Source organism: Streptomyces sp. NPDC042336 (assembly GCF_055581985.1).
The window spans coordinates 334,298-355,121 of sequence record NZ_JBVJEA010000004.1 but is presented as its reverse complement, the minus strand read 5'-3'; the positions used below and the strand labels follow the sequence as shown (position 1 = coordinate 355,121).

18 protein-coding genes are annotated in these 20,824 nt (G+C 72.3%); 1 reads left to right on the top strand and 17 read right to left on the bottom strand.

Translation table 11 applies throughout. The annotated features are described in order from the left end of the window. Positions 1-29: 29 nt before the first annotated feature. The 5 genes from ACZ6IM_RS12520 to fmt form a co-directional block, all read right to left on the bottom strand. The gene (locus ACZ6IM_RS12520) at positions 30-383 is read right to left on the bottom strand and encodes a barstar family protein (RefSeq protein ID WP_052837988.1); all 354 of its coding nucleotides are present in this window, start codon (positions 381-383) and stop codon (positions 30-32) included. Positions 384-432: 49 nt separating this feature from the next. Beyond that, complete coding sequence (locus tag ACZ6IM_RS12515) at positions 433-1,476, bottom strand: sugar-binding transcriptional regulator (RefSeq protein ID WP_087810377.1); 1,044 nt, start codon at positions 1,474-1,476, stop codon at positions 433-435. A 77-nt stretch (positions 1,477-1,553) separates the two neighbouring features. Beyond that, on the bottom strand, positions 1,554-2,240 hold the full coding sequence (rpe, locus tag ACZ6IM_RS12510) for a ribulose-phosphate 3-epimerase (protein ID WP_052837892.1): 687 nt from the start codon (positions 2,238-2,240) through the stop codon (positions 1,554-1,556). A 137-nt stretch (positions 2,241-2,377) separates the two neighbouring features. Continuing rightward, positions 2,378-3,805, bottom strand: a complete 1,428-nt coding sequence (locus ACZ6IM_RS12505) for an RsmB/NOP family class I SAM-dependent RNA methyltransferase (RefSeq protein WP_469556288.1) — start codon at positions 3,803-3,805, stop codon at positions 2,378-2,380. A 99-nt stretch (positions 3,806-3,904) separates the two neighbouring features. After that, positions 3,905-4,837: a methionyl-tRNA formyltransferase gene (gene fmt, locus ACZ6IM_RS12500; RefSeq protein WP_052837890.1), complete on the bottom strand. Its 933-nt coding sequence runs from the start codon at positions 4,835-4,837 to the stop codon at positions 3,905-3,907. Between the two features lie 331 nt (positions 4,838-5,168). On the opposite strand from fmt, the gene ACZ6IM_RS12495 reads away from it, so the two are divergent. Continuing rightward, positions 5,169-5,720, top strand: coding sequence for a hypothetical protein (locus ACZ6IM_RS12495; RefSeq protein WP_052837889.1), 552 nt, complete (start codon positions 5,169-5,171; stop codon positions 5,718-5,720). Between the two features lie 186 nt (positions 5,721-5,906). On the opposite strand, the gene ACZ6IM_RS12490 is transcribed toward ACZ6IM_RS12495, so the two are convergent. From ACZ6IM_RS12490 to ACZ6IM_RS12435, 12 genes are all read right to left on the bottom strand, one after another. Next, entirely contained in the window at positions 5,907-8,057 is a 2,151-nt protein-coding gene (locus ACZ6IM_RS12490; protein WP_469556285.1) for a primosomal protein N', read from the bottom strand. A 126-nt stretch (positions 8,058-8,183) separates the two neighbouring features. Then, the gene (metK, locus tag ACZ6IM_RS12485; RefSeq protein WP_052837887.1) at positions 8,184-9,392 is read right to left on the bottom strand and encodes a methionine adenosyltransferase; all 1,209 of its coding nucleotides are present in this window, start codon (positions 9,390-9,392) and stop codon (positions 8,184-8,186) included. A 239-nt stretch (positions 9,393-9,631) separates the two neighbouring features. Next, complete coding sequence (gene coaBC / locus ACZ6IM_RS12480) at positions 9,632-10,834, bottom strand: bifunctional phosphopantothenoylcysteine decarboxylase/phosphopantothenate--cysteine ligase CoaBC (protein ID WP_052837886.1); 1,203 nt, start codon at positions 10,832-10,834, stop codon at positions 9,632-9,634. A gap of 154 nt (positions 10,835-10,988) precedes the next feature. Further along, the gene (gene rpoZ / locus ACZ6IM_RS12475; RefSeq protein WP_003977348.1) at positions 10,989-11,261 is read right to left on the bottom strand and encodes a DNA-directed RNA polymerase subunit omega; all 273 of its coding nucleotides are present in this window, start codon (positions 11,259-11,261) and stop codon (positions 10,989-10,991) included. A 75-nt stretch (positions 11,262-11,336) separates the two neighbouring features. Next, a complete protein-coding gene (gene gmk, locus ACZ6IM_RS12470; protein WP_052837885.1) occupies positions 11,337-11,930 on the bottom strand; it encodes a guanylate kinase in 594 nt (197 codons plus the stop codon). Positions 11,931-11,967: 37 nt separating this feature from the next. Next, positions 11,968-12,291 carry an integration host factor gene (locus tag ACZ6IM_RS12465; RefSeq protein WP_003977346.1) on the bottom strand — a complete coding sequence of 108 codons (324 nt, stop codon included), beginning with the start codon at positions 12,289-12,291 and terminating at the stop codon, positions 11,968-11,970. Between the two features lie 223 nt (positions 12,292-12,514). Continuing rightward, positions 12,515-13,360, bottom strand: a complete 846-nt coding sequence (gene pyrF, locus ACZ6IM_RS12460; RefSeq protein ID WP_469556280.1) for an orotidine-5'-phosphate decarboxylase — start codon at positions 13,358-13,360, stop codon at positions 12,515-12,517. Further along, positions 13,357-14,463: a quinone-dependent dihydroorotate dehydrogenase gene (locus ACZ6IM_RS12455; protein ID WP_469556423.1), complete on the bottom strand. Its 1,107-nt coding sequence runs from the start codon at positions 14,461-14,463 to the stop codon at positions 13,357-13,359. Before ACZ6IM_RS12455 ends, pyrF begins: the two co-directional genes overlap by 4 nt. A gap of 61 nt (positions 14,464-14,524) precedes the next feature. Next, positions 14,525-17,833, bottom strand: a complete 3,309-nt coding sequence (gene carB / locus ACZ6IM_RS12450) for a carbamoyl-phosphate synthase large subunit (RefSeq protein ID WP_052837882.1) — start codon at positions 17,831-17,833, stop codon at positions 14,525-14,527. After that, complete coding sequence (gene carA / locus ACZ6IM_RS12445; protein WP_052837881.1) at positions 17,826-18,968, bottom strand: glutamine-hydrolyzing carbamoyl-phosphate synthase small subunit; 1,143 nt, start codon at positions 18,966-18,968, stop codon at positions 17,826-17,828. Before carA ends, carB begins: the two co-directional genes overlap by 8 nt. After that, positions 18,965-19,540: a PH-like domain-containing protein gene (locus ACZ6IM_RS12440; protein WP_398917124.1), complete on the bottom strand. Its 576-nt coding sequence runs from the start codon at positions 19,538-19,540 to the stop codon at positions 18,965-18,967. The genes carA and ACZ6IM_RS12440 overlap by 4 nt, the downstream gene beginning before the upstream one ends. Beyond that, positions 19,537-20,823: a dihydroorotase gene (locus tag ACZ6IM_RS12435; RefSeq protein ID WP_052837879.1), complete on the bottom strand. Its 1,287-nt coding sequence runs from the start codon at positions 20,821-20,823 to the stop codon at positions 19,537-19,539. The genes ACZ6IM_RS12440 and ACZ6IM_RS12435 overlap by 4 nt, the downstream gene beginning before the upstream one ends. Between the last annotated feature and the right edge of the window lies 1 nt (position 20,824).

Sequence of the window (20,824 nt, the reverse complement as noted above, 5' to 3'; positions counted from 1 at the left end):
TGACGGGTGGCCGATAATCCCCGGGCAGATCATCCAGGCTGGTCAGCGGACTCCTTGGAGGAACCTCCAGGACCGAGGGTGACGAAGAGTCCCGGGCCGCGGTCGGTGGCCTCGGCGAAGACCTCCTCGGCGACGGCCCACTCCTCGGGCCGCGCCTCGGCGTACGCCCGCCAGCCCTCGACGACCAGCACCAGCCCCCGGTCCGCCGCGCCGCCAGGCCAGACGGAGGGGTCGGCGAGGGAGTCGGCGAGCGCGTCCCAGTTGCGGCCGAACCAGTCGGGCAGCGCCAGGTCACGGGCGAAGCGGTCCATCAGGCCCGCCTTGTCCGTGACCCCGCCGAGGTCCAGCGTGACCACGAGCCGTCCCGCGGAGTCCTCGGTCATCTCGCCCATGTGGTGCCCTTCCTCCCGCTCGTCCCGCGCCGACCGGCCGTCAGATCCCGTCCGGATCGGTCCGGTTGAGCGTCGACTTCGGCGCCGAACCGGCCGTCATCAGGTAGTCCGCGGCCGACGTGTCCGTCACCAGGCTGGTGACGAGGCCGGAGCGCAGCACCGCGTCGATGGCCGCCGCCTTGCGCTGCCCGCCCGCGATCGCCACCACCTCGGGGATACGGCGGAGCTGGTCGGCCTTGACCGTGATGCACCGCTCCCCCAGGTCCCGCCCGACCCGGCGGCCCTCGGCGTCGAAGAGGTGCGCGGACATCTCGGCGGCGACCCCGAGCGAGGCGTAGTGCGCGCGCTCCTCGTCGCTGAGCATGTCGTGCACGGTCGAGATGCCGGGCTCCCAGGAGCCGATGGAGACGCAGGCGACCGTGACCTTGTCGAAGTACTCGAAGGCCCGGGCGATCCCGGTCTGGTGCCGCAGCGCCTGCGCGGTGGCCGCGTCCGGCAGCAGCATCGGCGCGTAGATGGGGTGCGCGTCGCCGCCCGACACCTGGGCGGCTCGGCGGACGGCCTCCACCGAGCCGCGCTCGGCGGTCCCGGCGTCGTACACGCCCGTCAACTGGACCACGGTGCACGGCGGCAGCCGGTCGAGCGCCGCCGCCATGTGGATGGTGGACCGGCCCCAGGCCAGGCCGAGCACATCACCTTCGTTGACCAGCTCGCCGAGCAGGTCGGCGGCCACCTCGCCCAGGTTCTCCGGGTCGGGTGTCTCCTCGGCGTCGGCCGGGGACTCCACCACGACGGCGTGCCTGAGCCCGTAGCGGGCGCGCAGGGCGTCCGAGCGCTCCGCGTCCAGCTCGGCCGGCACGCGGATCTCGATTCTTACCAGGTCCCGCTCAAGGGCGGTCTCGAGAACCCTGGCCACCTTGAAGCGGCTGACGCCGAACTCCTCCGCGATCTGGATCTTGGACTTGCCCTCGAGGTAGAAGCGGCGGGCCATGGCCGCCGCCTGGACCAGCTCAGCGGGTCCCATCCGCATGGCTGAACGGCCCGCCGACATACCCGACACGGCGATCTCCTCACTGCTGTTCACACTCTGGATACGCCGTTCATCCTTGCAGATTCGGCGCTGTTGATCAGCCCTGATGGGAGCCGTTCACTTTCTGTTCCTCAGTGGTCGCAGGACCAGGATGCCCCGGCGGTCGTCGCCTCGGCCTGCGTGCGCAGTGCACGTACCGCCTCGGCAGGGTCGGACGCCCCGTACACGGCGGAACCCGCGACGAAGACGTCGGCGCCGGCGTCGGCGCACCGCTCGATCGTCGACGCCGAGACCCCGCCGTCGACCTGGAGCCACAGCTCCAGACCGTGCTTCTTGATCAGCTCACGGGTGCGCCGGATCTTGGGAAGCATGATGTCCAGGAACGCCTGCCCGCCGAAGCCGGGTTCAACCGTCATGACCAGCAGCATGTCGAGTTCGGGGAGCAGGTCCTCGTACGGCTCGATCGGCGTCGCGGGCTTCAGCGCCATGGACGCGCGGGCGCCCTTGGCACGGATCTCCCGGGCCAGCCGCACCGGCGCGGCGGCCGCCTCGACGTGGAAGGTGACGGAACCGGCGCCCGCCTCGACGTACTGCGGCGCCCAACGGTCGGGAGCCTCGATCATGAGGTGGCAGTCCAGCGGGGTGTCGGTCGCGCGGGCAAGGGACTCGACCACCGGCACGCCGAGCGTGAGGTTCGGGACGAAGTGGTTGTCCATGACGTCGACGTGGAGCCAGTCGGCTCCCTCGACCGCCCTGGCCTCGTCCGCGAGGCGGGCGAAGTCGGCGGACAGGATGCTGGGGTTGATCTGCGCGGCCATGTGCCCAAGCCTGCCATGCCCTCCGGGGGCGGGTGGCATGGGCCCGGGGACCTGTCTGGCTTGTTCGTCGGCCGCGGGACCGGTGCTGGTTGCCCGCGCCGTTCCCCGCGCCCCTTTGGGGCGCGTTGTCGGGCGCGTCATGCGGTGCGACGGATCAGGGCCAGGTACATCGCGTCCGTGCCGTGGATGTGGGGCCACAGCTGGATGTCGGGGCCCTCGCCCAGGTCCGGGACGCCGGGGAGGAGGGGGCGGGCGTCCACGAGGTCGGTGCCGGGGTGCTGCTTGAGGACGTCCGCGACGACCGCCCGGGTCTCGGCGAGGTGCGGCGAGCAGGTCGCGTAGGCGACGACGCCGCCGACCCGTACGGCCTCCAGGGCGCTGCGCAGCAGCCCGCGCTGGAGCGGGGCGAAGCCGTCCAGGTCCTCGGGGCGCCGCCGCCAGCGTGCCTCGGGCCGGCGCCGCAGGGCACCGAGCCCGGTGCACGGCACGTCGACCAGGACGCGGTCGAAGCTCCCGGGCCGCCACGCCGGGCGGGTCCCGTCGGCGGCGATCACCTGGTACGGCCCCGGATTGCCGTCCAGCGCCTTGGCCACGAGCCCGGCGCGGTGCGGCTGCTTCTCGGAGGCGAGCAGGAAGGCGCCCCGTTCGGCGGCGAGAGCACCGAGGAGCGCGGCCTTGCCGCCGGGTCCGGCGCACCCGTCGAGCCAGCGCCGGTCCGGCCCGTCCAGGGGCGCGTTGGCGAGGGCCAGGGCGACCAGCTGGCTGCCCTCGTCCTGCACACCGGCGCGGCCCTCCCGCACGGCCTCGACGGCCCCGGGCTCACCGCCCTCGCTCAGCCGCACCGCGTACGGCGACCAGCGCCCCGGTACGGCGGCCTCCTCGCCGAGCAGTTCCTCGCGGGTGGCCCGGCCCGGCCGCGCGACGAGGGTGACCTCGGGGCGTTCGTTGTCGGCGGCCAGCAGTTCCTCGATGCCGGCCCGGCCACCGCCGAGCGAGTCCCACAGCGCGGAGACCACCCAGCGCGGGTGCGAGTGCACGACGGCCAGATGGTCCTCCGGGTCCTCGTCGTAGGGCGGGGCGACCCGCTCCAGCCATCCGTCGAGATCGTCCCGCGCGACCTTGCGCAGCACGGCGTTGACGAACTTGGCCCGCCCGTCCCCGAGCACGACCCGCGCCAGCTCGACGGACGCGGAGACGGCGGCGTGGCTCGGGATGCGCGTCCCCAGCAGCTGGTGCGCGCCCAGGCTGAGCACGTCCAGGACCGGCGGGTCGACCTCGCGCAGCGGCCGGTCCACGCAGTCCGCGATGATCGCGTCGTACGTCCCCTGCCGGCGCAGCGTGCCGTACACCAGCTCGGTCGCGAGGGCCGCGTCCCGGGCGTCGAACTTCTCCGGCCCCTCCTTCTCCCGCGCCTTGCGCAGCAGCGGTGGCAGGACGAGGTTGGCGTACGCGTCCCGCTCGTCGACGGCCCTGAGCGCCTCGAAGGCGAGGATGCGGACGGGGTCCTTCTGGGGCCTGCGGTACGGCTTGCCGGGCTTGCGGGGACGGCGGGGCTGCTCGCTCACGAAAAAGGTGCTCCGGATGTGGGATGAAGTGCGCTCACCAGCGTACGCCGGGCCGGTGAACGGTGAAGCGCGGGCGCGGGGCCCGCGGGCGCGGGTCCGTCAGTCGCCGAGCAGCTCGCCCTCGGTGATCCGCGCCCCGCGCGCCCAGTCCGCGGCCCGCATCGGCTTCTTGCCCTGCGCCTGCACCCACAGCAGCTCGACGGCGTGCGAGCCGGTGCCGACGTACACGTTGTTCTTCCCGGCGGCGAGCTGCCCCGGGGCGAGGCCGGTCCGGTCGGGCAGGGGCACGGCCTGCACCAGCTTGAGCCGCTCGCCGCGGAAGGTGGTCCAGGCGCCGGGGGCCGGGGTGCAGCCGCGCACCACCCGGTCCACGCGCAGCGCCGGGGCGGTCCAGTCGACCCGTGCGTCCTCCACGGTGATCTTCGGGGCGAGGGTGACGCCCTCGTCCGGCTGCGGTACCGCCTTCAGGCTGCCGTCCTCGATGCCGTCCATGGTGGCCGCCAGCAGGCCGGCGCCGGCGAAGGCCAGCCGGGTCAGCAGGTCGCCGCTGGTGTCGGTGGGGCGGATGGTCTCGGTGACCGTCCCGTACACGGGGCCGGAGTCCAGGCCCTCCTCGATCAGGAAGGTGGACGCGCCGGTGATCTCGTCGCCTGCCATCAGCGCGTGCTGCACGGGGGCCGCGCCGCGCCAGGCGGGCAGCAGCGAGAAGTGCAGGTTCACCCAGCCGCGGGCGGGCACGTCCAGGGCGACGCGGGGCAGCAGGGCGCCGTAGGCGACGACGGGGCAGCAGTCGGGCGCGATCTCGCGCAGCCGGTCCAGGAAGCCGGGGTCGCGCGGCTTCGCGGGCTTGAGCACCTCGATGCCCGCCTCCTCGGCCCGTTCGGCCACGGGCGAGGCGACCAGCCGGCGCCCGCGCCCGGCCGGCGCGTCGGGCCGGGTGACGACGGCGGCCACCTCGTGACGCCCGGAGGCGATCAGGGCGTCCAGGGCGGGGACGGCGACCTCGGGGGTACCGGCGAAGACGAGCTTCATGGGTGGGACGGGCCTCTCGGGCGGGGGCGGTTGCTGGGCAGCGCACCAGTCTACGAGCCGTCAACCGACGGGAAGGCGCCGGCGGCGCGGCAGCCCCACGGGAGGGCTCAGCCGCTCGGCCGACCGGAAACGCGGGATGCGGGGGTGGGAGGCGCACGAGGCCGAAGGCCGACGGGCGCACAAGACCGAAGGCCGAGGGGGCGCACGAACCAACCCCCACGCCCCCACCCCGTGACCAACGCCGCACCCACACGTTGGTCAAGGAAGAGTTGACACACCGGGCCGCCCGCGCGGCCCGATTCCTTTCAACGCCGGTTCGAGAGGCTTGTTCATGGCCGACCACGCAACCCACGACGCCCAGGCTCGGGCCAGCCTGCACTTGCTGGTGCGGGACATCGAGCGGGTCCGCCGGCAGGTGGACGCACTGCGCACCCTCACCGCCCAGTTGGGCAACGTCTACCGCCCGCGCCGCTCCGGCCCCTCCGCGGGCTTCGTCGTCTACGGACGCGCCCCCGCCCCGACGGTCCGTCTCGCCCAGGAGCTGCGGGACAGTGTCGAGACACTGGTCACGGCCGCCGTGGACTTCGACCGCTCACTCGGCTTCTCGTGGGACGCGGTGGGCTCCGCGCTCGGCGTCACCAAGCAGGCCGTGCACCGGCGCTACGGCTCCCGGCGCGCCGCGGCCCAGACGGCGTCCGCCGCCGAGACCGCCGAGCACACTCCGGAGCCGACGGGTACGCGCCCGGTCGACGTGGGCTCGGGGCTCCCCCCGGTGCCCACGGTCCCGGCGGCCCGCTCCATGCCGACCCAGCCGACGTCGGGCAGCCCGTCCCTGCGCGACGAGGTCCGCCCGACCGCCTTCCCCGGCCCGCGCAACGGCTGAAGTGCTCTGGCCGGCCCGTACTGGCTGGTCTGCTCTGACTGATCTGCTCTGACTGACCCGCACTGGCTGATCCGCCCCGGCGGTAATCCGCACCGGCCGCCCGCACCGGCCGAGCCGCGACCCCACACCGGCCCTCCGCCCCTCCCCTCCGTTCCGGGAGACGGAGGGCCGCGGCGTGTACGCCCCTCACCCGATGTCGGGCGGATCGATCCGCACCCACACCGCCGTGTCGCTCCCGCGTGCCGTCCGCGCCGCCTGAGCGGCCTTCAGCGCGCCGGCCAGCGCCGCCCCGCGCCCCGGCGGCACCCGGACCAGCGCACGGTCCCAGTGCTCCCCGGGCGGTGGCGCCCCCACCCGGCGCGGCCGCCCCGGTGCCGTGACCGGCAGGGGCACCAGGCCGAGCACCTCCGCCTCCCGCGGCAGTTCGACCGCGTCGAGGAAGGCCGTCACCGCCTCTGGCGGCCCCGCGACGGCCGCCATCCGCGACACCGGCGGAAAAGCCAGCTCGGCCCGTTCGGACAGCTCCCGCAGCGCGTGGCCGACGGGGTCCCAGCGCACCAGCGCCTGCACCGGCCGCAGGGTCGGCTCGGCGACCGCGACGACGGTGCCCCCGGCGCCCTGCGGGCGCACCAGGGCGGCGGCGGCCAGCCAGCGCCGCAAGGCATCCTCGCCCGCGCGCAGATCGGGACGGCCGAGCATCGCCCAGCCGTCGAGCAGCAGTGCCGCCGCGTATCCGCCCTCGGCGACCGGTTCGGCCCCAGGTGTGCTCACCACCAGCGCCGGGGCCTCGGACACGGTGTCCAGCACGTGCTCCCGTCCGGAGGTGCGCACGGGCACGGCCGGGAAGGCCCGCCCCAGCTCCTCCGCGGTGCGCCGGGCGCCCACGATCTGCGCCCGCAGCCGGAAGGCCCCGCACTCCGGGCAGTGCCAGGAGCCCTCCTCGCGCCCGCACCAGCCGCAGCGCAGCGCGGCTCCGGACTCCTGCCCCTCCAGCGGGCCCGAGCAGTGCCGGCACCGCGCGGGCGTCCGGCACGCCGCGCAGGCCATCCGGGGTACGTAACCGCGCCGGGGCACCTGCACGAGTACCGGTCCGTTCCGCAGTCCGTCCCTGACGGCCTGCCAGGCGATGCTCGGCAGCCGTGCGGCGCGGGCGGCCTCGTCCCGGGCCAGGTCCTGGTCCCCCACGGTCCGCACCAGCGGCGCGGCGGCCCGCACCTGCTCCCGCGCGGCGACCAGCGGCCGGGCCCAGCCGGTCTCCACCAGCTGGGCCGCCTCCACGGTGCAGCTCCAGCCGCCCAGCAGGAAGGCGCACCGGTCCTGGGCGGCGCGCAGCAGCAGCACCTCACGCGCGTGGGGCTGTGGGGCGTGCGGTTCGCTGTGGCTGTCGTCGCCGTCGTCCCACAGGGCGACCAGACCGAGGTCCCGCACCGGCGCGAACATGGCGGCGCGGGTCCCGATCACGGCCCGTACGGCACCTCGGCGGACCGCGAGCCACTGCGCGTACCGCTTCTCGGGGCCGGCGTCGGCGGTGAGCACCGCGTGCCGTCCCTCGCCCAGCAGCGCGGTGAGCGCGGCGTCGGCGCGGGCGACCGCCCGGCCGTCCGGCAGGACCACGAGGGCGCCCCGGCCGGAGGCCAGCGTCGCCGCCACGGCCCGCGCGAGCTCCTCGGTCCACTGCGGGCCCGGCAGCGCGTTCCACACCGCGCGGGGCGCGCCGCCGGACGCGAGGGCCGCCACGAACGCGGCCCCCTGCTCGTACCGCGCCCACGATCCCGGCCCGGGAGCCGGCGGTGAGGGCAGCGGCTGCGGCGAGGCCCGCTTCTCGGCGCGCGCGTTGCGCGGTGGCACGGCGAGCTGGAGGACGTCCGCGACGCTGCCCGCGTAACGGTCGGCGACCGCCCGGACGAGGCCGAGCAGTTCCTCGTCGAGGATCCGCTCGGGCGAGACGACCTGGGCCAGCGCGGCCAGGGGCCCCGCGTAGTCGGACTCGGCGAGCCGCTCGACGAGGAAACCGTCGATGAGCCCGCCGCCCTCGCGCCGCCCGTCGCGCACCCGGTGCCGTCCGGCGCCGAAGCGCACCCGCACCCGCACACCGGGCTGGGCGTCGGCGTCCAGCTCCTCGGGCACGGCGTAGTCGAAGTAGCGGTCGAGGTGGAGCACGCCCTTGTCGACCAGGACCCTGGCGACCGGCAGTTCCTTGGCGAGCGCGGCCCCGCGCCAGGTGCGCGGCTTGGCCCGCGGGGTCTTCGCCTTGCGCACGGTCTCCCGGATGAGCGCGAGCTGCTCGGGCGGCGCGTCCTGCGCGCCGCCCTGCTCCGGTCCGTTCTCGCTGCTCACGCCTGCATTCTCGCAAAGACCACCGACAACGCGGCGGGGTCGGGAGTATGCGGCGAGGCCCGGCGCCCCCCTTCGGGGACACCGGGCCTCGCCCCGGGACCGTCGGGCGCGCTGCGCCCGGGTGCCTTACAGACCCGCGGCCTCGCGCAGCGCGTCCACGCGGTCGGTGCGCTCCCAGGTGAAGTCGGGCAGCTCACGGCCGAAGTGGCCGTACGCCGCGGTCTGGGCGTAGATCGGGCGCAGCAGGTCGAGGTCGCGGATGATGGCGGCCGGGCGCAGGTCGAAGACCTCGTCGATCGCCTTCTCGATCTTCTCGGGCTCGACCTTGGCGGTGCCGAAGGTCTCCACGAACAGACCGACCGGCTCGGCCTTGCCGATGGCGTAGGCGACCTGGACCTCGCAGCGGGCGGCGAGGCCCGCCGCCACGACGTTCTTGGCGACCCAGCGCATCGCGTACGCCGCGGAGCGGTCGACCTTCGACGGGTCCTTGCCGGAGAAGGCGCCACCGCCGTGGCGGGCCATGCCGCCGTAGGTGTCGATGATGATCTTGCGGCCGGTCAGACCGGCGTCGCCCATCGGGCCGCCGATCTCGAAGCGGCCGGTCGGGTTGACCAGGAGACGGTAGTTCTCCGTGTCGATCTTGATGCCGTCCTCCAGGAGCGCCTTCAGCTCCGGCTCGACGACGAACTCCTTGATGTCCGGGGCCAGCAGCGACTCCAGGTCGATGTCGCTCGCGTGCTGGGAGGAGACGACGACCGTGTCCAGGCGGACCGCCTTGTCGCCGTCGTACTCGATGGTGACCTGCGTCTTGCCGTCCGGGCGCAGGTAGGGGATGGTGCCGTTCTTGCGGACCTCGGACAGGCGCTTGGACAGGCGGTGCGCCAGGAAGACGGGCAGCGGCATCAGCGTCGGCGTCTCGTCGGACGCGTAGCCGAACATCAGGCCCTGGTCACCGGCGCCCTGCCGGTCCAGCTCGTCGTCATCGCCCTCGACGCGGTTCTCGTACGCCGTGTCCACACCCTGCGCGATGTCCGGGGACTGGGCGCCGATGGAGACCGAGACGCCGCAGGAGGCGCCGTCGAAGCCCTTCTTGGAGGAGTCGTAACCGATCTCCAGGATCTTGCCCCGGACCAGGTTGGCGATGTCCGCGTAGGCCTTGGTGGTGACCTCGCCGGCGACGTGCACCAGGCCGGTGGTGATCAGCGTTTCGACGGCGACCCGGGAGGTCGGGTCCTCACGCAGAAGCGCGTCAAGAATCGTGTCGCTGATCTGGTCAGCGATCTTGTCGGGGTGACCTTCGGTCACGGACTCCGAGGTGAACAGGCGACGGGACACAACGCTCCCTGGGGTTGCAGCGGCTGCTGGCTGATCATTTGTGGACGGCACGGGGAGCTGCACCCGGCGACGTCCGAGAACAGTTTATCGGTCGCACTCTGCCGCGGGCCCACCTGTCTCAGCTCTCGGGAGGGCTGTGACCTGCGGCACGGGCATTCTGCCCAGAAGGAAGCGCCCTTGGCCAGGGGCGCCACGCTCGAATGCGTCGTCTTCGAGGCTCCTTCGAGCAAATGGGTTATTCACTCCAGCCGCCGGGCGACGAGGTCCCAGACCATGTCGGCCAGGGCCTCCTTCGGGCCGTGGGCGACCGGCGTCTCGCTGCCGTCGGCGCCCAGGACCACCGCCTCGTTCTCCTCGGAGCCGAAGGTCTTGCGCTCCCCCACCTCGTTCACCACGAGCAGGTCGCAGCCCTTGCGCTTCAGCTTGGCCCGGCCGTTGGCCAGGACGTCGTCGGTCTCGGCGGCGAAGCCGACGATCACCTGCCCGGTGCGGGCCCGGGTGGTGGAGATCTCCGCGAGGATGTCCGGATTACGCACCAGGACGATCGGCTCCGGTTCCCGGTCGTCCTTCTTCTTGATCTTCCCGGTGGCGTACGCCGCCGGCCGGAAGTCGGCCACCGCGGCGGCCATGACCACGGCGTCCGCGTCCGCCGCGGCGCGCAGCACCGCCTCGCGCAGCTCCACCGCCGTGCCGACCGGCACGACGTCCACGCCTGCCGGGTCCGGCATCGACGTGTTCGCCGCGACGAGCGTGACGCGGGCACCGCGGGCGGCCGCGGTGCGGGCGAGGGCGTAGCCCTGCTTGCCGGAGGAGCGGTTGCCGAGGAAGCGGACCGGGTCGAGGGGCTCCCGGGTGCCGCCGGCGCTGACCACGACGTGCCGTCCGGCGAGGTCGGGCTCGCGCACCCCGCGGGCGAGGACCCGGCGGCAGACCTCGAAGATCTCGCCCGGGTCCGGCAGCCGGCCCTTGCCGGTGTCGACGCCGGTGAGACGGCCGACGGCGGGCTCGATCACGACGGCGCCGCGGCGGCGGAGCGTCGCCACGTTCTCCTGGGTGGCCGGGTGCTCCCACATCTCGGTGTGCATGGCGGGCGCGAAGACGACCGGGCAGCGGGCCGTGAGCAGGGTGTTGGTGAGCAGGTCGCCGGCGAGACCGTGGGCCGCCTTGGCGAGCGTGTCGGCGGTGGCGGGGGCGACGACGACCAGGTCGGCGTGCTGGCCGATGCGGACGTGTGGGACCTCGTGGACGTCGTCCCACACCTCGGTCGACACGGGGTTGCCGGACAGGGCGGACCAGGTGGCGGCGCCGACGAAGTGCAGTGCGGAGGCGGTGGGGACGACCCGGACCTCGTGCCCCGACTCGGTGAGTCTGCGCAGCAGCTCACAGGCCTTGTACGCGGCGATGCCGCCGCTGACCCCCAGAACGACCTTGGGCTTGTCCACCGTCTCTCCCCGGCTCGGATAACGCGCTCGGACTTCGCGCCGCTCGAACTGCGCGTACGACCCATCACACACCACAGGCCCGACAGTCGGACTGCCGGGCCTGTGGAAAAGTCAGCGTAAGGCTGAAGATATTACCGCCGCGATGCCGCCGGTCTTACTGCGCCGGACCCTCGATGGCCTCGGAGGTCAGCAGCCCCGCGTTGATCTCGCGCAGGGCGATCGAGAGCGGCTTCTCGTGGACGTGGGTGTCGACGAGCGGACCGACGTACTCGAGGAGGCCCTCGCCGAGCTGCGAGTAGTACGCGTTGATCTGGCGGGCCCGCTTGGCCGCGTAGATCACGAGGCTGTACTTCGAGTCCGTGGCCTCGAGGAGCTCGTCGATCGGCGGGTTGATGATGCCCTCGGGCGCGGAGATGGAAGAGGACACGCTCTACCTTCCGATGGATGGGAAAGATTCAGTCAGGATGACCACAAAGGATGACCGCAGGACGACCAGTGGCGATCACACGACGTTCGTCAAGGCTAGCAGCTCGCGCGCCACGTCCTCGACCGAGGTGTTCACCAGGGTCTGGTCGAACTCCGGCTCGGCCGCCAGCTCGACCCTGGCCGCGGCGAGGCGGCGCTCGATCACCTCGGGCGGCTCGGTGCCCCGGCCGGTGAGCCTGCGCACCAGCTCGTCCCAGGAGGGCGGGGCCAGGAACACCAGCCGGGCCTCGGGCATGGACTCGCGGACCTGCCGGGCTCCCTGGAGGTCGATCTCCAGGAGGACCGGCTCACCTGCCTCCAGGCGCTCCAGCACGGCCGTGCGCGGCGTGCCGTAGCGGTTGCCGGCGAACTCGGCCCACTCCAGCAGCTCGCCGTTGGCGATCAGCTTGTCCATCTCCTCGTCGCTGACGAAGAAGTAGTGGACGCCGTGCTGCTCGCCGGGGCGGGGCCTGCGGGTCGTCGCCGAGACCGACAGCCATACCTCGGGGTGTTCCTTGCGCATATGGGCGACGACCGTGCTCTTGCCGACCCCCGAGGGGCCGGAGAGCACGGTCAGCCGCGGACGTGCGTCCGGGGGTACGGGGGACGTCCCCCGGGGTGTTGCAGCCATGCAGCGATTATTCCAGCAATCCCGGAGTGGTCCGGACTCAGCTGCCGGTGCTGCCGAACTCGCGCTCCAGGGACGCGATCTGGTTGGACCCGAGACCGCGCACGCGGCGGCTCTCGGAGATGCCCAGTCGCTCCATGATCTGCTTGGCGCGGACTTTGCCCACGCCCGGCAGGGACTCGAGGAGGGCGGAGACCTTCATCTTGCCGATGACGTCGTTCTCCTGACCCTGCTTGATGACCTCGTGGAGGGAGGCGCCGGAGTGCTTGAGTCGATTCTTGACCTCGGCCCGCTCCCGGCGAGCCGCGGCGGCCTTTTCGAGCGCGGCTGCGCGCTGTTCAGGGGTAAGGGGCGGAAGAGCCACGCCTACGTCACCTCGGATGTCGAACTGTCGGATACGGACCGGTGAGGAACCTAGTCACCCCTCACCTGGTGAGCCACGAGCAACACGCTTGCCCGTTGACTCTCGACGGAGACTAGCGGTCAAGTCCGCCAGAGTCAGCGAGAACAGCGGAAAAGTCCTGGTCAGCCTCCGTCAGGCCGGACATTTAGGACATACTCCCTCTGATTTGAGGATGTATCCAGCGTCAGGGCGCCGTGACCGCGGTCCGGATCTCCGCCGCGAAGCGGTCCGCGGCACTCCGCAACGCCGCCGCATCGGGACCGTGACGAAGGACACCCCGGCTGACGTTCGGCACCACGTTGCGCACCGCCGCACCGAACACGCGCGGCAGGTCCGCCGGCGTGGCCCCCTGGGCACCGATGCCCGGCGCCAGCAGCGGACCGTTGATGCCCAGGTCGTACGAGGACAGGTCGCCGAGGGTGGCACCGACCACCGCGCCGAAGGAGCCCAGCGGCTCCTCCCCCGCGTTCTCGGCGGCCAGGTGCGCCAGCATCGTCGCCCCGACGCTGCGCCCGTCACCCCGGACCGCGTGCTGGACCTCGCCGCCCTCCGGGTTGGAGGTCAGCGCCAGCACGAACAAGCCCGCGCCGCTCTCGCGCGCCAGGTCGACGGCCGGCTTCAGGGAGCCGTAGCCGAGGTACGGGGAGACGGTCAGCGCGTCCGAGAACAGCGGGGCGTCCTTGTGCAGGAACGACTCCGCGTACGCGGCCATGGTCGAGCCGATGTCGCCGCGCTTGGCATCCATGACGACCAGCGCGCCGGCCGCGCGCGCCTCCTGGACCGACCTCTCCAGGACGGCGACGCCGCGCGAGCCGAAGCGCTCGAAGAAGGCGCTCTGCGGCTTGAGGACGGCGACCCGGTCGGCCATCGCCTCCACGACGGTGCGGCTGAAGCGCTCCAGCCCGGCCACGTCGTCGTTCAGGCCCCACTCGGCGAGCAGGGAGGCGTGCGGGTCGATGCCGACGCACAGGGGGCCGCGCTCGTCCATCGCGCGCCGCAGCCGGGCACCGAAGGGTTCCATCACCGTCATGAGTGCTTCCTTACGTCGGCGCCGACCGCGTCGGCGAGGGTGGCGTACGGGCTCTGCCGCAGGCGCGCGGCGAGCCCCTTGTGGATGGCGCGGCTCCAGAAGGGGCCCTCGTAGATGAAGGCGCTGTAGCCCTGGACCAGCGTGGCACCGGCCAGGATGCGCTCCCAGGCGTCCTGCGCGGTCTCGACGCCGCCGACGCCGACGAGGGTGATCCGGTCGCCCACGCGCGCGTAGAGGCGGCGCAGCACCTCGAGGGACCGTGCTTTGAGGGGGGCGCCGGACAGTCCGCCGGTCTCCCCGACGAGGGCGGGCGAGGAGGTCAGGCCGAGGCCCTCGCGCGCGATGGTGGTGTTGGTGGCGATGATGCCGTCCAGGCCCAGCTCCACGGCCAGGTCGGCGACCGCGTCCACGTCCTCGTCGGCGAGGTCCGGCGCGATCTTGACCAGCAGCGGGACACGCCGGGCGGTCACCGCGCGGTCGGCGGCCTCGCGGACCGCGCTGAGCAGCGGGCGCAGCGCCTCGGTGGCCTGGAGGTTGCGCAGGCCGGGCGTGTTGGGCGAGGAGACGTTGACGACCAGGTAGTCGGCGTGCGGGGCCAGCCGCTCGGCGGACTTCACGTAGTCGCCGACGGCCTCCTCCTCGGGGACGGCCTTCGTCTTGCCGATGTTGACGCCGACGACGGTCCGGAAGAGTGGCGTACGGGAGGCCAGCCGGGCCGCGACGGCCAGTGAACCCTCGTTGTTGAAGCCCATGCGGTTGATCAGCGCACGGTCGCCCACCAGGCGGAACAGCCGCTTCTTGGGGTTGCCGGGCTGGGGCTCGCCGGTGACGGTGCCGATCTCGACGTGGTCGAAGCCGAGCATCGCCATGCCGTCGATCGCGACCGCGTTCTTGTCGAAGCCGGCGGCGAGCCCGAAGGGGCCGTGCATGCGCAGGCCGAGGGCCTCGGTGCGCAGTTCCCTGAAGCGGGGCGCCAGCACGGCCGCGACGAAGGTGCGCAGGACGGGCACGCGGACGGCCAGCCGGATCCAGCGGAAGGCCAGGTGGTGCGCGCCCTCCGGGTCCATGCGCTTGAAGACGAGAGAGAAGAAGGTCTTGTACATGGTGTCCTCGTGAAGCCTCATGAAGAGGGGGACACCGTTTCCGGTGTCCCCCTCGGGGCTGCTAGTCGCGGGCCGCGGTCAGGAATTCGGCGTGTTCCTGGAGTGAGCGCACTCCCACGTCGCCGTGGTTGAGGGCGTCGATGCCCTGCACCGCCGCCGCCAGCGCCTGGACCGTCGTCAGGCAGGGCACGGAGCGGGCCACGGCCGCCGTACGGATGTCGTAGCCGTCAAGGCGGCCGCCGGTGCCGTACGGGGTGTTGACGATGAGGTCGACCTCGCCGTCGTGGATCAGCTGGACGATGGTCTTCTCGCCGTTCGGGCCGGTGCCCTCGGACTGCTTGCGCACCACGGTGGCGTTGATGCCGTTGCGCTTGAGGACCTCGGCGGTGCCGGAGGTGGCGAGCAGCTCGAAGCCGTGGGCGACCAGCTCGCGCGCCGGGAAGATCATCGAGCGCTTGTCGCGGTTGGCGACCGAGATGAAGGCGCGGCCCTTGGTCGGCAGCGGCCCGTACGCGCCCGCCTGCGACTTGGCGTACGCCGTGCCGAAGACGGAGTCGATGCCCATGACCTCGCCGGTGGAGCGCATCTCCGGGCCGAGCACCGTGTCGACGCCGCGGCCGTGGATGTCCCGGAAGCGGGACCACGGCATCACGGCCTCCTTGACGGAGATCGGCGCGTCCAACGGCAGGGTGCCGCCGTCGCCGTTCGCCGGGAGCAGGCCCTCGGCGCGCAGCTCGGCGATGGTCGCGCCCAGCGAGATGCGGGCGGCGGCCTTGGCCAGCGGCACCGCGGTCGCCTTCGAGGTGAAGGGGACGGTGCGCGAGGCGCGCGGGTTGGCCTCCAGGACGTAGAGGATGTCCCCGGCCAGCGCGAACTGGATGTTGATCAGGCCGCGCACGCCGACGCCCTTGGCGATGCCCTCGGTGGAGGCGCGCAGCCGCTTGATGTCGAAGCCGCCCAGCGTGATCGGGGGCAGGGCGCACGCCGAGTCGCCGGAGTGGATGCCGGCCTCCTCGATGTGTTCCATGACGCCGCCGAGGTACAGCTCCTCGCCGTCGTACAGGGCGTCGACGTCGATCTCGATGGCGTCGTCCAGGAAACGGTCGACCAGGACCGGCCGGGACGGGCTGATCTCGGTCGACTCGGCGATGTACGCCTCCAGCCGGGTCTCGTCGTAGACGATCTCCATGCCGCGTCCGCCGAGGACGTAGGACGGCCGCACCAGGACCGGATAGCCGATCTCGTCGGCGATGGCCTTGGCCCCGGCGAAGGTGGTGGCGGTGCCGTGCTTGGGGGCCGGCAGCCCGGCCTGCGCCAGGACCTGCCCGAAGGCACCGCGGTCCTCGGCGGCGTGGATGGCCTCCGGCGAGGTGCCGACGACCGGCACGCCGTTGTCCTTGAGCGCCTGGGCGAGGCCCAGCGGGGTCTGGCCGCCGAGCTGGACGATCACGCCCGCGACCGGTCCGGCCTGCTGCTCCGCGTGGACGATCTCCAGGACGTCCTCCAGGGTGAGCGGCTCGAAGTACAGCCGGTCGGAGGTGTCGTAGTCGGTGGAGACGGTCTCGGGGTTGCAGTTGACCATGACGGTCTCGTACCCGGCGTCGGAGAGCGCGAAGGAGGCGTGGACGCAGGAGTAGTCGAACTCGATGCCCTGGCCGATGCGGTTCGGGCCGGAGCCCAGGATGATCACCGCGGGCTTCTCGCGGGGTGCGACCTCGGTCTCCTCGTCGTAGGAGGAGTAGAAGTACGGCGTCTTCGCGGCGAACTCGGCGGCGCAGGTGTCGACCGTCTTGTAGACCGGGCGGATGCCGAGCGCGTGGCGCACCTCGCGGACGACGTCCTCGCGCAGCCCGCGGATCTCGCCGACCTGCTGGTCGGAGAAGCCGTGCCGCTTGGCCTCGGCGAGCAGGTCGGGGGTCAGCTCGGGCGCGGCGGCCAGCTCGTCGGCGATCTCCTTGATCAGGAAGAGCTGGTCGACGAACCAGGGGTCGATCTTCGTGTACTCGAAGACCTCGTCGGGCGTGGCGCCCGCGCGGATGGCCTGCATGACGGCGTTGATCCGGCCGTCGGTGGGCCGGACGGCCTCTTCGAGCAGCGCCTTCTTGTCGCCCGGCTCGCCGACGAAGGTGAACTGGCTGCCCTTCTTCTCCAGCGAGCGCAGCGCCTTCTGGAAGGCCTCGGTGAAGTTGCGGCCGATGGCCATGGCTTCACCCACCGACTTCATGGTGGTGGTGAGGGTGGAGTCGGCGCTCGGGAACTTCTCGAAGGCGAAGCGCGGGGCCTTGACGACCACGTAGTCGAGGGTCGGCTCGAAGGAGGCCGGGGTCTCCTGCGTGATGTCGTTCGGGATCTCGTCGAGGGTGTAGCCGACGGCGAGCTTGGCGGCGATCTTGGCGATGGGGAACCCGGTCGCCTTCGAGGCCAGCGCGGAGGAACGCGACACGCGCGGGTTCATCTCGATCACGATGACGCGGCCGTCGGCCGGGTTCACCGCGAACTGGATGTTGCAGCCGCCGGTGTCGACGCCGACCTCGCGGATGATCGCGATGCCGACGTCGCGCAGGGTCTGGTACTCGCGGTCGGTGAGCGTCATCGCGGGCGCCACGGTGATCGAGTCGCCGGTGTGCACGCCCATGGGGTCGAAGTTCTCGATGGAGCAGACGACCACGACGTTGTCGTTCTTGTCGCGCATCAGCTCCAGCTCGTACTCCTTCCAGCCGAGGATGGACTCCTCCAGGAGCACCTCGGTGGTCGGCGAGAGGGTGAGGCCCTGTCCGGCGATGCGGCGCAGCTCCTCCTCGTCGTGGGCGAAGCCGGAACCGGCGCCGCCCATGGTGAAGGAGGGGCGGACCACGACGGGGTAGCCGCCGAGCGCGTCGACGCCCTTGAGGACGTCGTCCATGGAGTGGCAGATGTAGGACCGGGCGGACTCGCCGTGGCCGATCTTCTTGCGGACCTCCTCGACGACCTCCTTGAACAGGTCGCGGTCCTCGCCCTTGTTGATGGCCTCGACGTTGGCGCCGATCAGCTCGACGCCGTACTTCTCCAGGACGCCGTTGCCGTGCAGGGAGATGGCGGCGTTCAGCGCGGTCTGGCCGCCCAGGGTGGGCAGCAGCGCGTCGGGCCGCTCCTTGGCGATGATCTTCTCGACGAACTCGGGGGTGATCGGCTCGACGTAGGTGGCGTCGGCGATCTCCGGGTCGGTCATGATCGTCGCCGGGTTGGAGTTCACCAGGATGACGCGCAGGCCCTCAGCCTTGAGCACGCGGCACGCCTGGGTGCCGGAGTAGTCGAACTCGGCGGCCTGGCCGATGACGATCGGGCCGGAGCCGATGACCAGGACGGACTGGATATCGGTGCGCTTAGGCACGCTGGCCCTCCATGAGGTTCACGAAGCGGTCGAACAGGTAGGCGGCATCGTGGGGGCCCGCCGCCGCTTCGGGGTGGTACTGGACGCTGAAGGCCGGCCGGTCGAGGAGCTGGAGACCCTCCACCACGTTGTCGTTGAGGCAGACGTGGGAGACCTCGGCGCGGCCGTAGGGGGTGTCGGAGACCTGGTCGAGCGGGGCGTCGACGGCGAAGCCGTGGTTGTGCGCGGTGACCTCGACCTTGCCGGTCGTGCGGTCCTGCACCGGCTGGTTGATGCCGCGGTGGCCGTACTTCAGCTTGAAGGTGCCGAAGCCGAGCGCGCGGCCCAGGATCTGGTTGCCGAAGCAGATGCCGAACAGCGGGGTGCCGCGTTCCAGGACGCCCCGCATGACCGAGACCGGGTGGTCGGCGGTGGACGGGTCGCCGGGGCCGTTGGAGAAGAACACGCCGTCCGGGTCGACGGCGTAGACGTCCTCGACCGTGGCGGTGGCGGGCAGCACGTGCACCTCGATGCCGCGCTCGGCCATGCGGTGCGGGGTCATGCCCTTGATGCCGAGGTCGACGGCGGCGACGGTGAACTTCTTCTCGCCGATCGCCGGGACGACGTACGCCTCGGTGGTGGCGACCTCGGCGGAGAGGTCGGCACCGCTCATCTCGGGGGCCTGGCGGACCTCGGCGAGCATGGTGCCCTCGTCGGGCAGCGCCTGGCCGGAGAAGATGCCGACGCGCATGGCGCCGCGCTCACGCAGGTGACGGGTGAGGGCGCGGGTGTCGATGCCGGAGATGCCGACGACGCCCTGGGCGGCCAGCTCCTCGTCGAGGGAGCGCGTCGAGCGCCAGTTGGAGGGCACGCGCGCGGGGTCGCGCACGACGTAGCCGGAGACCCAGATCTTCTTGGACTCCATGTCCTCGTCGTTGACGCCGGTGTTCCCGACGTGCGGGGCGGTCATCACGACGACCTGGCGGTGGTACGACGGGTCGGTGAGGGTCTCCTGGTAGCCGGTCATGCCGGTGGAGAACACGGCTTCGCCGAAGGTGGCCCCCACGGCCCCGTAGGCCCGGCCGCGGAAGATCCGGCCGTCCTCCAGGACGAGTACGGCGGGAGTCCGGTGGGCTCCCCTGCTGGAGGTCGTCATCGTGCGCCTTCCGTTTCCGTCTTGTTGATCATGTCGTTCAGTGTTTCGACCCATTCGTTGTGCTCGGCCGCGTGGTCGGAGCGGAAGCCGGAGTCGATCAGCTTGTCGCCGTGGGCCCAGGTGACGACCAGCAGGCCGCCCTCGGTGAGGACCTTGCCGGCGATGCCCTTGTCCAGCCGGGCCTCGCGCAGCGCGGCGACGGGGACGAAGAAGTCGGCGGCGCCGGGGCGTACGACGTCCAGTCCCGCGTCCGTCAGGGTCAGCTCGACCCGGCTGCGGGTGCCCAGGCCGTGCGCGACGATGCGGTCCAGCCACTGTCCGGCGGTGGTGGAGCCGTGGTAGCGGCCGCTCAGCACCAGTTTCGCCGCACCCGGGTCGTCCGGCGCGCCGGGCAGCTCGGGGAGGTCTCCCTGGAGGGTGCCGCGCCACTTCCAGCCCTCGCGCATCAGCCAGTAGACGAGCGCGACGAAGAGGCCGAGGCCGACGACCCAGCCGACGCGGGCGGCCCAGTCGGTCACTTCCGCCGATTCCTTCTCGGCGGCCAGCAGGATTACCGGTGCTACAGATGTCACGTGAGCTTCCCGTCGAAGAGCGTGGCCTTGCCCCGCAGCCACGTGTGCGTCACACGGCCCGGCAGCTCACGACCCTCGTAGGGGGTGTTGCGACTGCGCGAGGCGAAGCCCGCGGGGTCCACCTGGCCACGGTATTCCGTGTCGACGAGGGTGAGGTTGGCGGGTTCACCGGCCGAGACGGGACGGCCGTGTCCGGTGGCCTGTCCGATCTGCGCGGGCTTGGAGGACATCCGGTCGGCGACGCCGGCCCAGTCGAGCAGGCCCGTGTCCACCATGGTCGCCTGCACCACCGAGAGCGCGGTCTCCAGGCCCACCATCCCCATGGCGGCGGCGGCCCACTCGCAGTCCTTGTCCTCGTGCGGGTGCGGGGCGTGGTCGGTGGCGACGATGTCGATCGTGCCGTCGGCGAGCGCCTCGCGCAGCGCCATGACGTCGCGCTCGGTGCGCAGCGGCGGGTTGACCTTGTAGACCGGGTTGTACGAGCGGACCAGCTCGTCGGTGAGGAGGAGGTGGTGCGGGGTGACCTCGGCGGTGACGTCGATGCCGCGGGACTTGGCCCAGCGGACGATCTCGACGGACCCGGCGGTCGACAGGTGGCAGATGTGGACGCGGGAGCCGACGTGCTCGGCGAGCAGCACGTCCCGGGCGATGATCGACTCCTCGGCGACGGCGGGCCAGCCGCCGAGGCCCAGCTCGGCGGAGACGACGCCCTCGTTCATCTGGGCGCCCTCGGTCAGCCGGGGCTCCTGGGCGTGCTGGGCGACGACGCCGTTGAACGCCTTCACGTACTCCAGGGCGCGGCGCATGATCACGGCGTCGTGGACGCACTTGCCGTCGTCGGAGAAGACGGTGACGCCGGCCGCGGACTCGTGCATGGCGCCCAGCTCGGCCAGCTTGGCGCCCTCCAGGCCGACGGTGACGGCGCCGATGGGCTGCACGTCGCAGTAGCCGGATTCCTGGCCGAGCCGCCAGACCTGCTCGACGACGCCGGCGGTGTCGGCGACCGGGAAGGTGTTGGCCATGGCGAAGACGTTGGTGTAGCCGCCGCTCGCCGCCGCGCGGGTTCCGGTCAGTACGGTCTCTGAGTCCTCGCGGCCGGGCTCGCGCAGGTGGGTGTGCAGGTCGACCAGGCCCGGCAGCAGCACCTTGCCGCCGGCCTCGACGACCTCCGCGCCCTCGGCGGACAGGTTCCGGCCGACCGCCTCGACGACGCCGCCGCCGATCAGCACGTCCTGCGGCTCGCCGCCGAGCACCTTCGCACCGCGGATCAGGGTCTTGCTCATC

Excerpts from the sequence above, each read along its gene's own strand:
- ACZ6IM_RS12435 (WP_052837879.1), bottom strand. The coding sequence starts at position 20,823 with ATGAGCAAGACCCTGATCCGCGGTGCGAAGGTGCTCGGCGGCGAGCCG.
- carA (WP_052837881.1), bottom strand. The coding sequence starts at position 18,968 with ATGACGACCTCCAGCAGGGGAGCCCACCGGACTCCCGCCGTACTCGTC.
- ACZ6IM_RS12495 (WP_052837889.1), top strand. The coding sequence starts at position 5,169 with ATGGCCGACCACGCAACCCACGACGCCCAGGCTCGGGCCAGCCTGCAC.
- fmt (WP_052837890.1), bottom strand. The coding sequence starts at position 4,837 with ATGAAGCTCGTCTTCGCCGGTACCCCCGAGGTCGCCGTCCCCGCCCTG.
- gmk (WP_052837885.1), bottom strand. The coding sequence starts at position 11,930 with ATGGCTGCAACACCCCGGGGGACGTCCCCCGTACCCCCGGACGCACGT.
- rpe (WP_052837892.1), bottom strand. The coding sequence starts at position 2,240 with ATGGCCGCGCAGATCAACCCCAGCATCCTGTCCGCCGACTTCGCCCGC.
- ACZ6IM_RS12455 (WP_469556423.1), bottom strand. The coding sequence starts at position 14,463 with ATGTACAAGACCTTCTTCTCTCTCGTCTTCAAGCGCATGGACCCGGAG.
- pyrF (WP_469556280.1), bottom strand. The coding sequence starts at position 13,360 with ATGACGGTGATGGAACCCTTCGGTGCCCGGCTGCGGCGCGCGATGGAC.
- ACZ6IM_RS12520 (WP_052837988.1), bottom strand. The coding sequence starts at position 383 with ATGACCGAGGACTCCGCGGGACGGCTCGTGGTCACGCTGGACCTCGGC.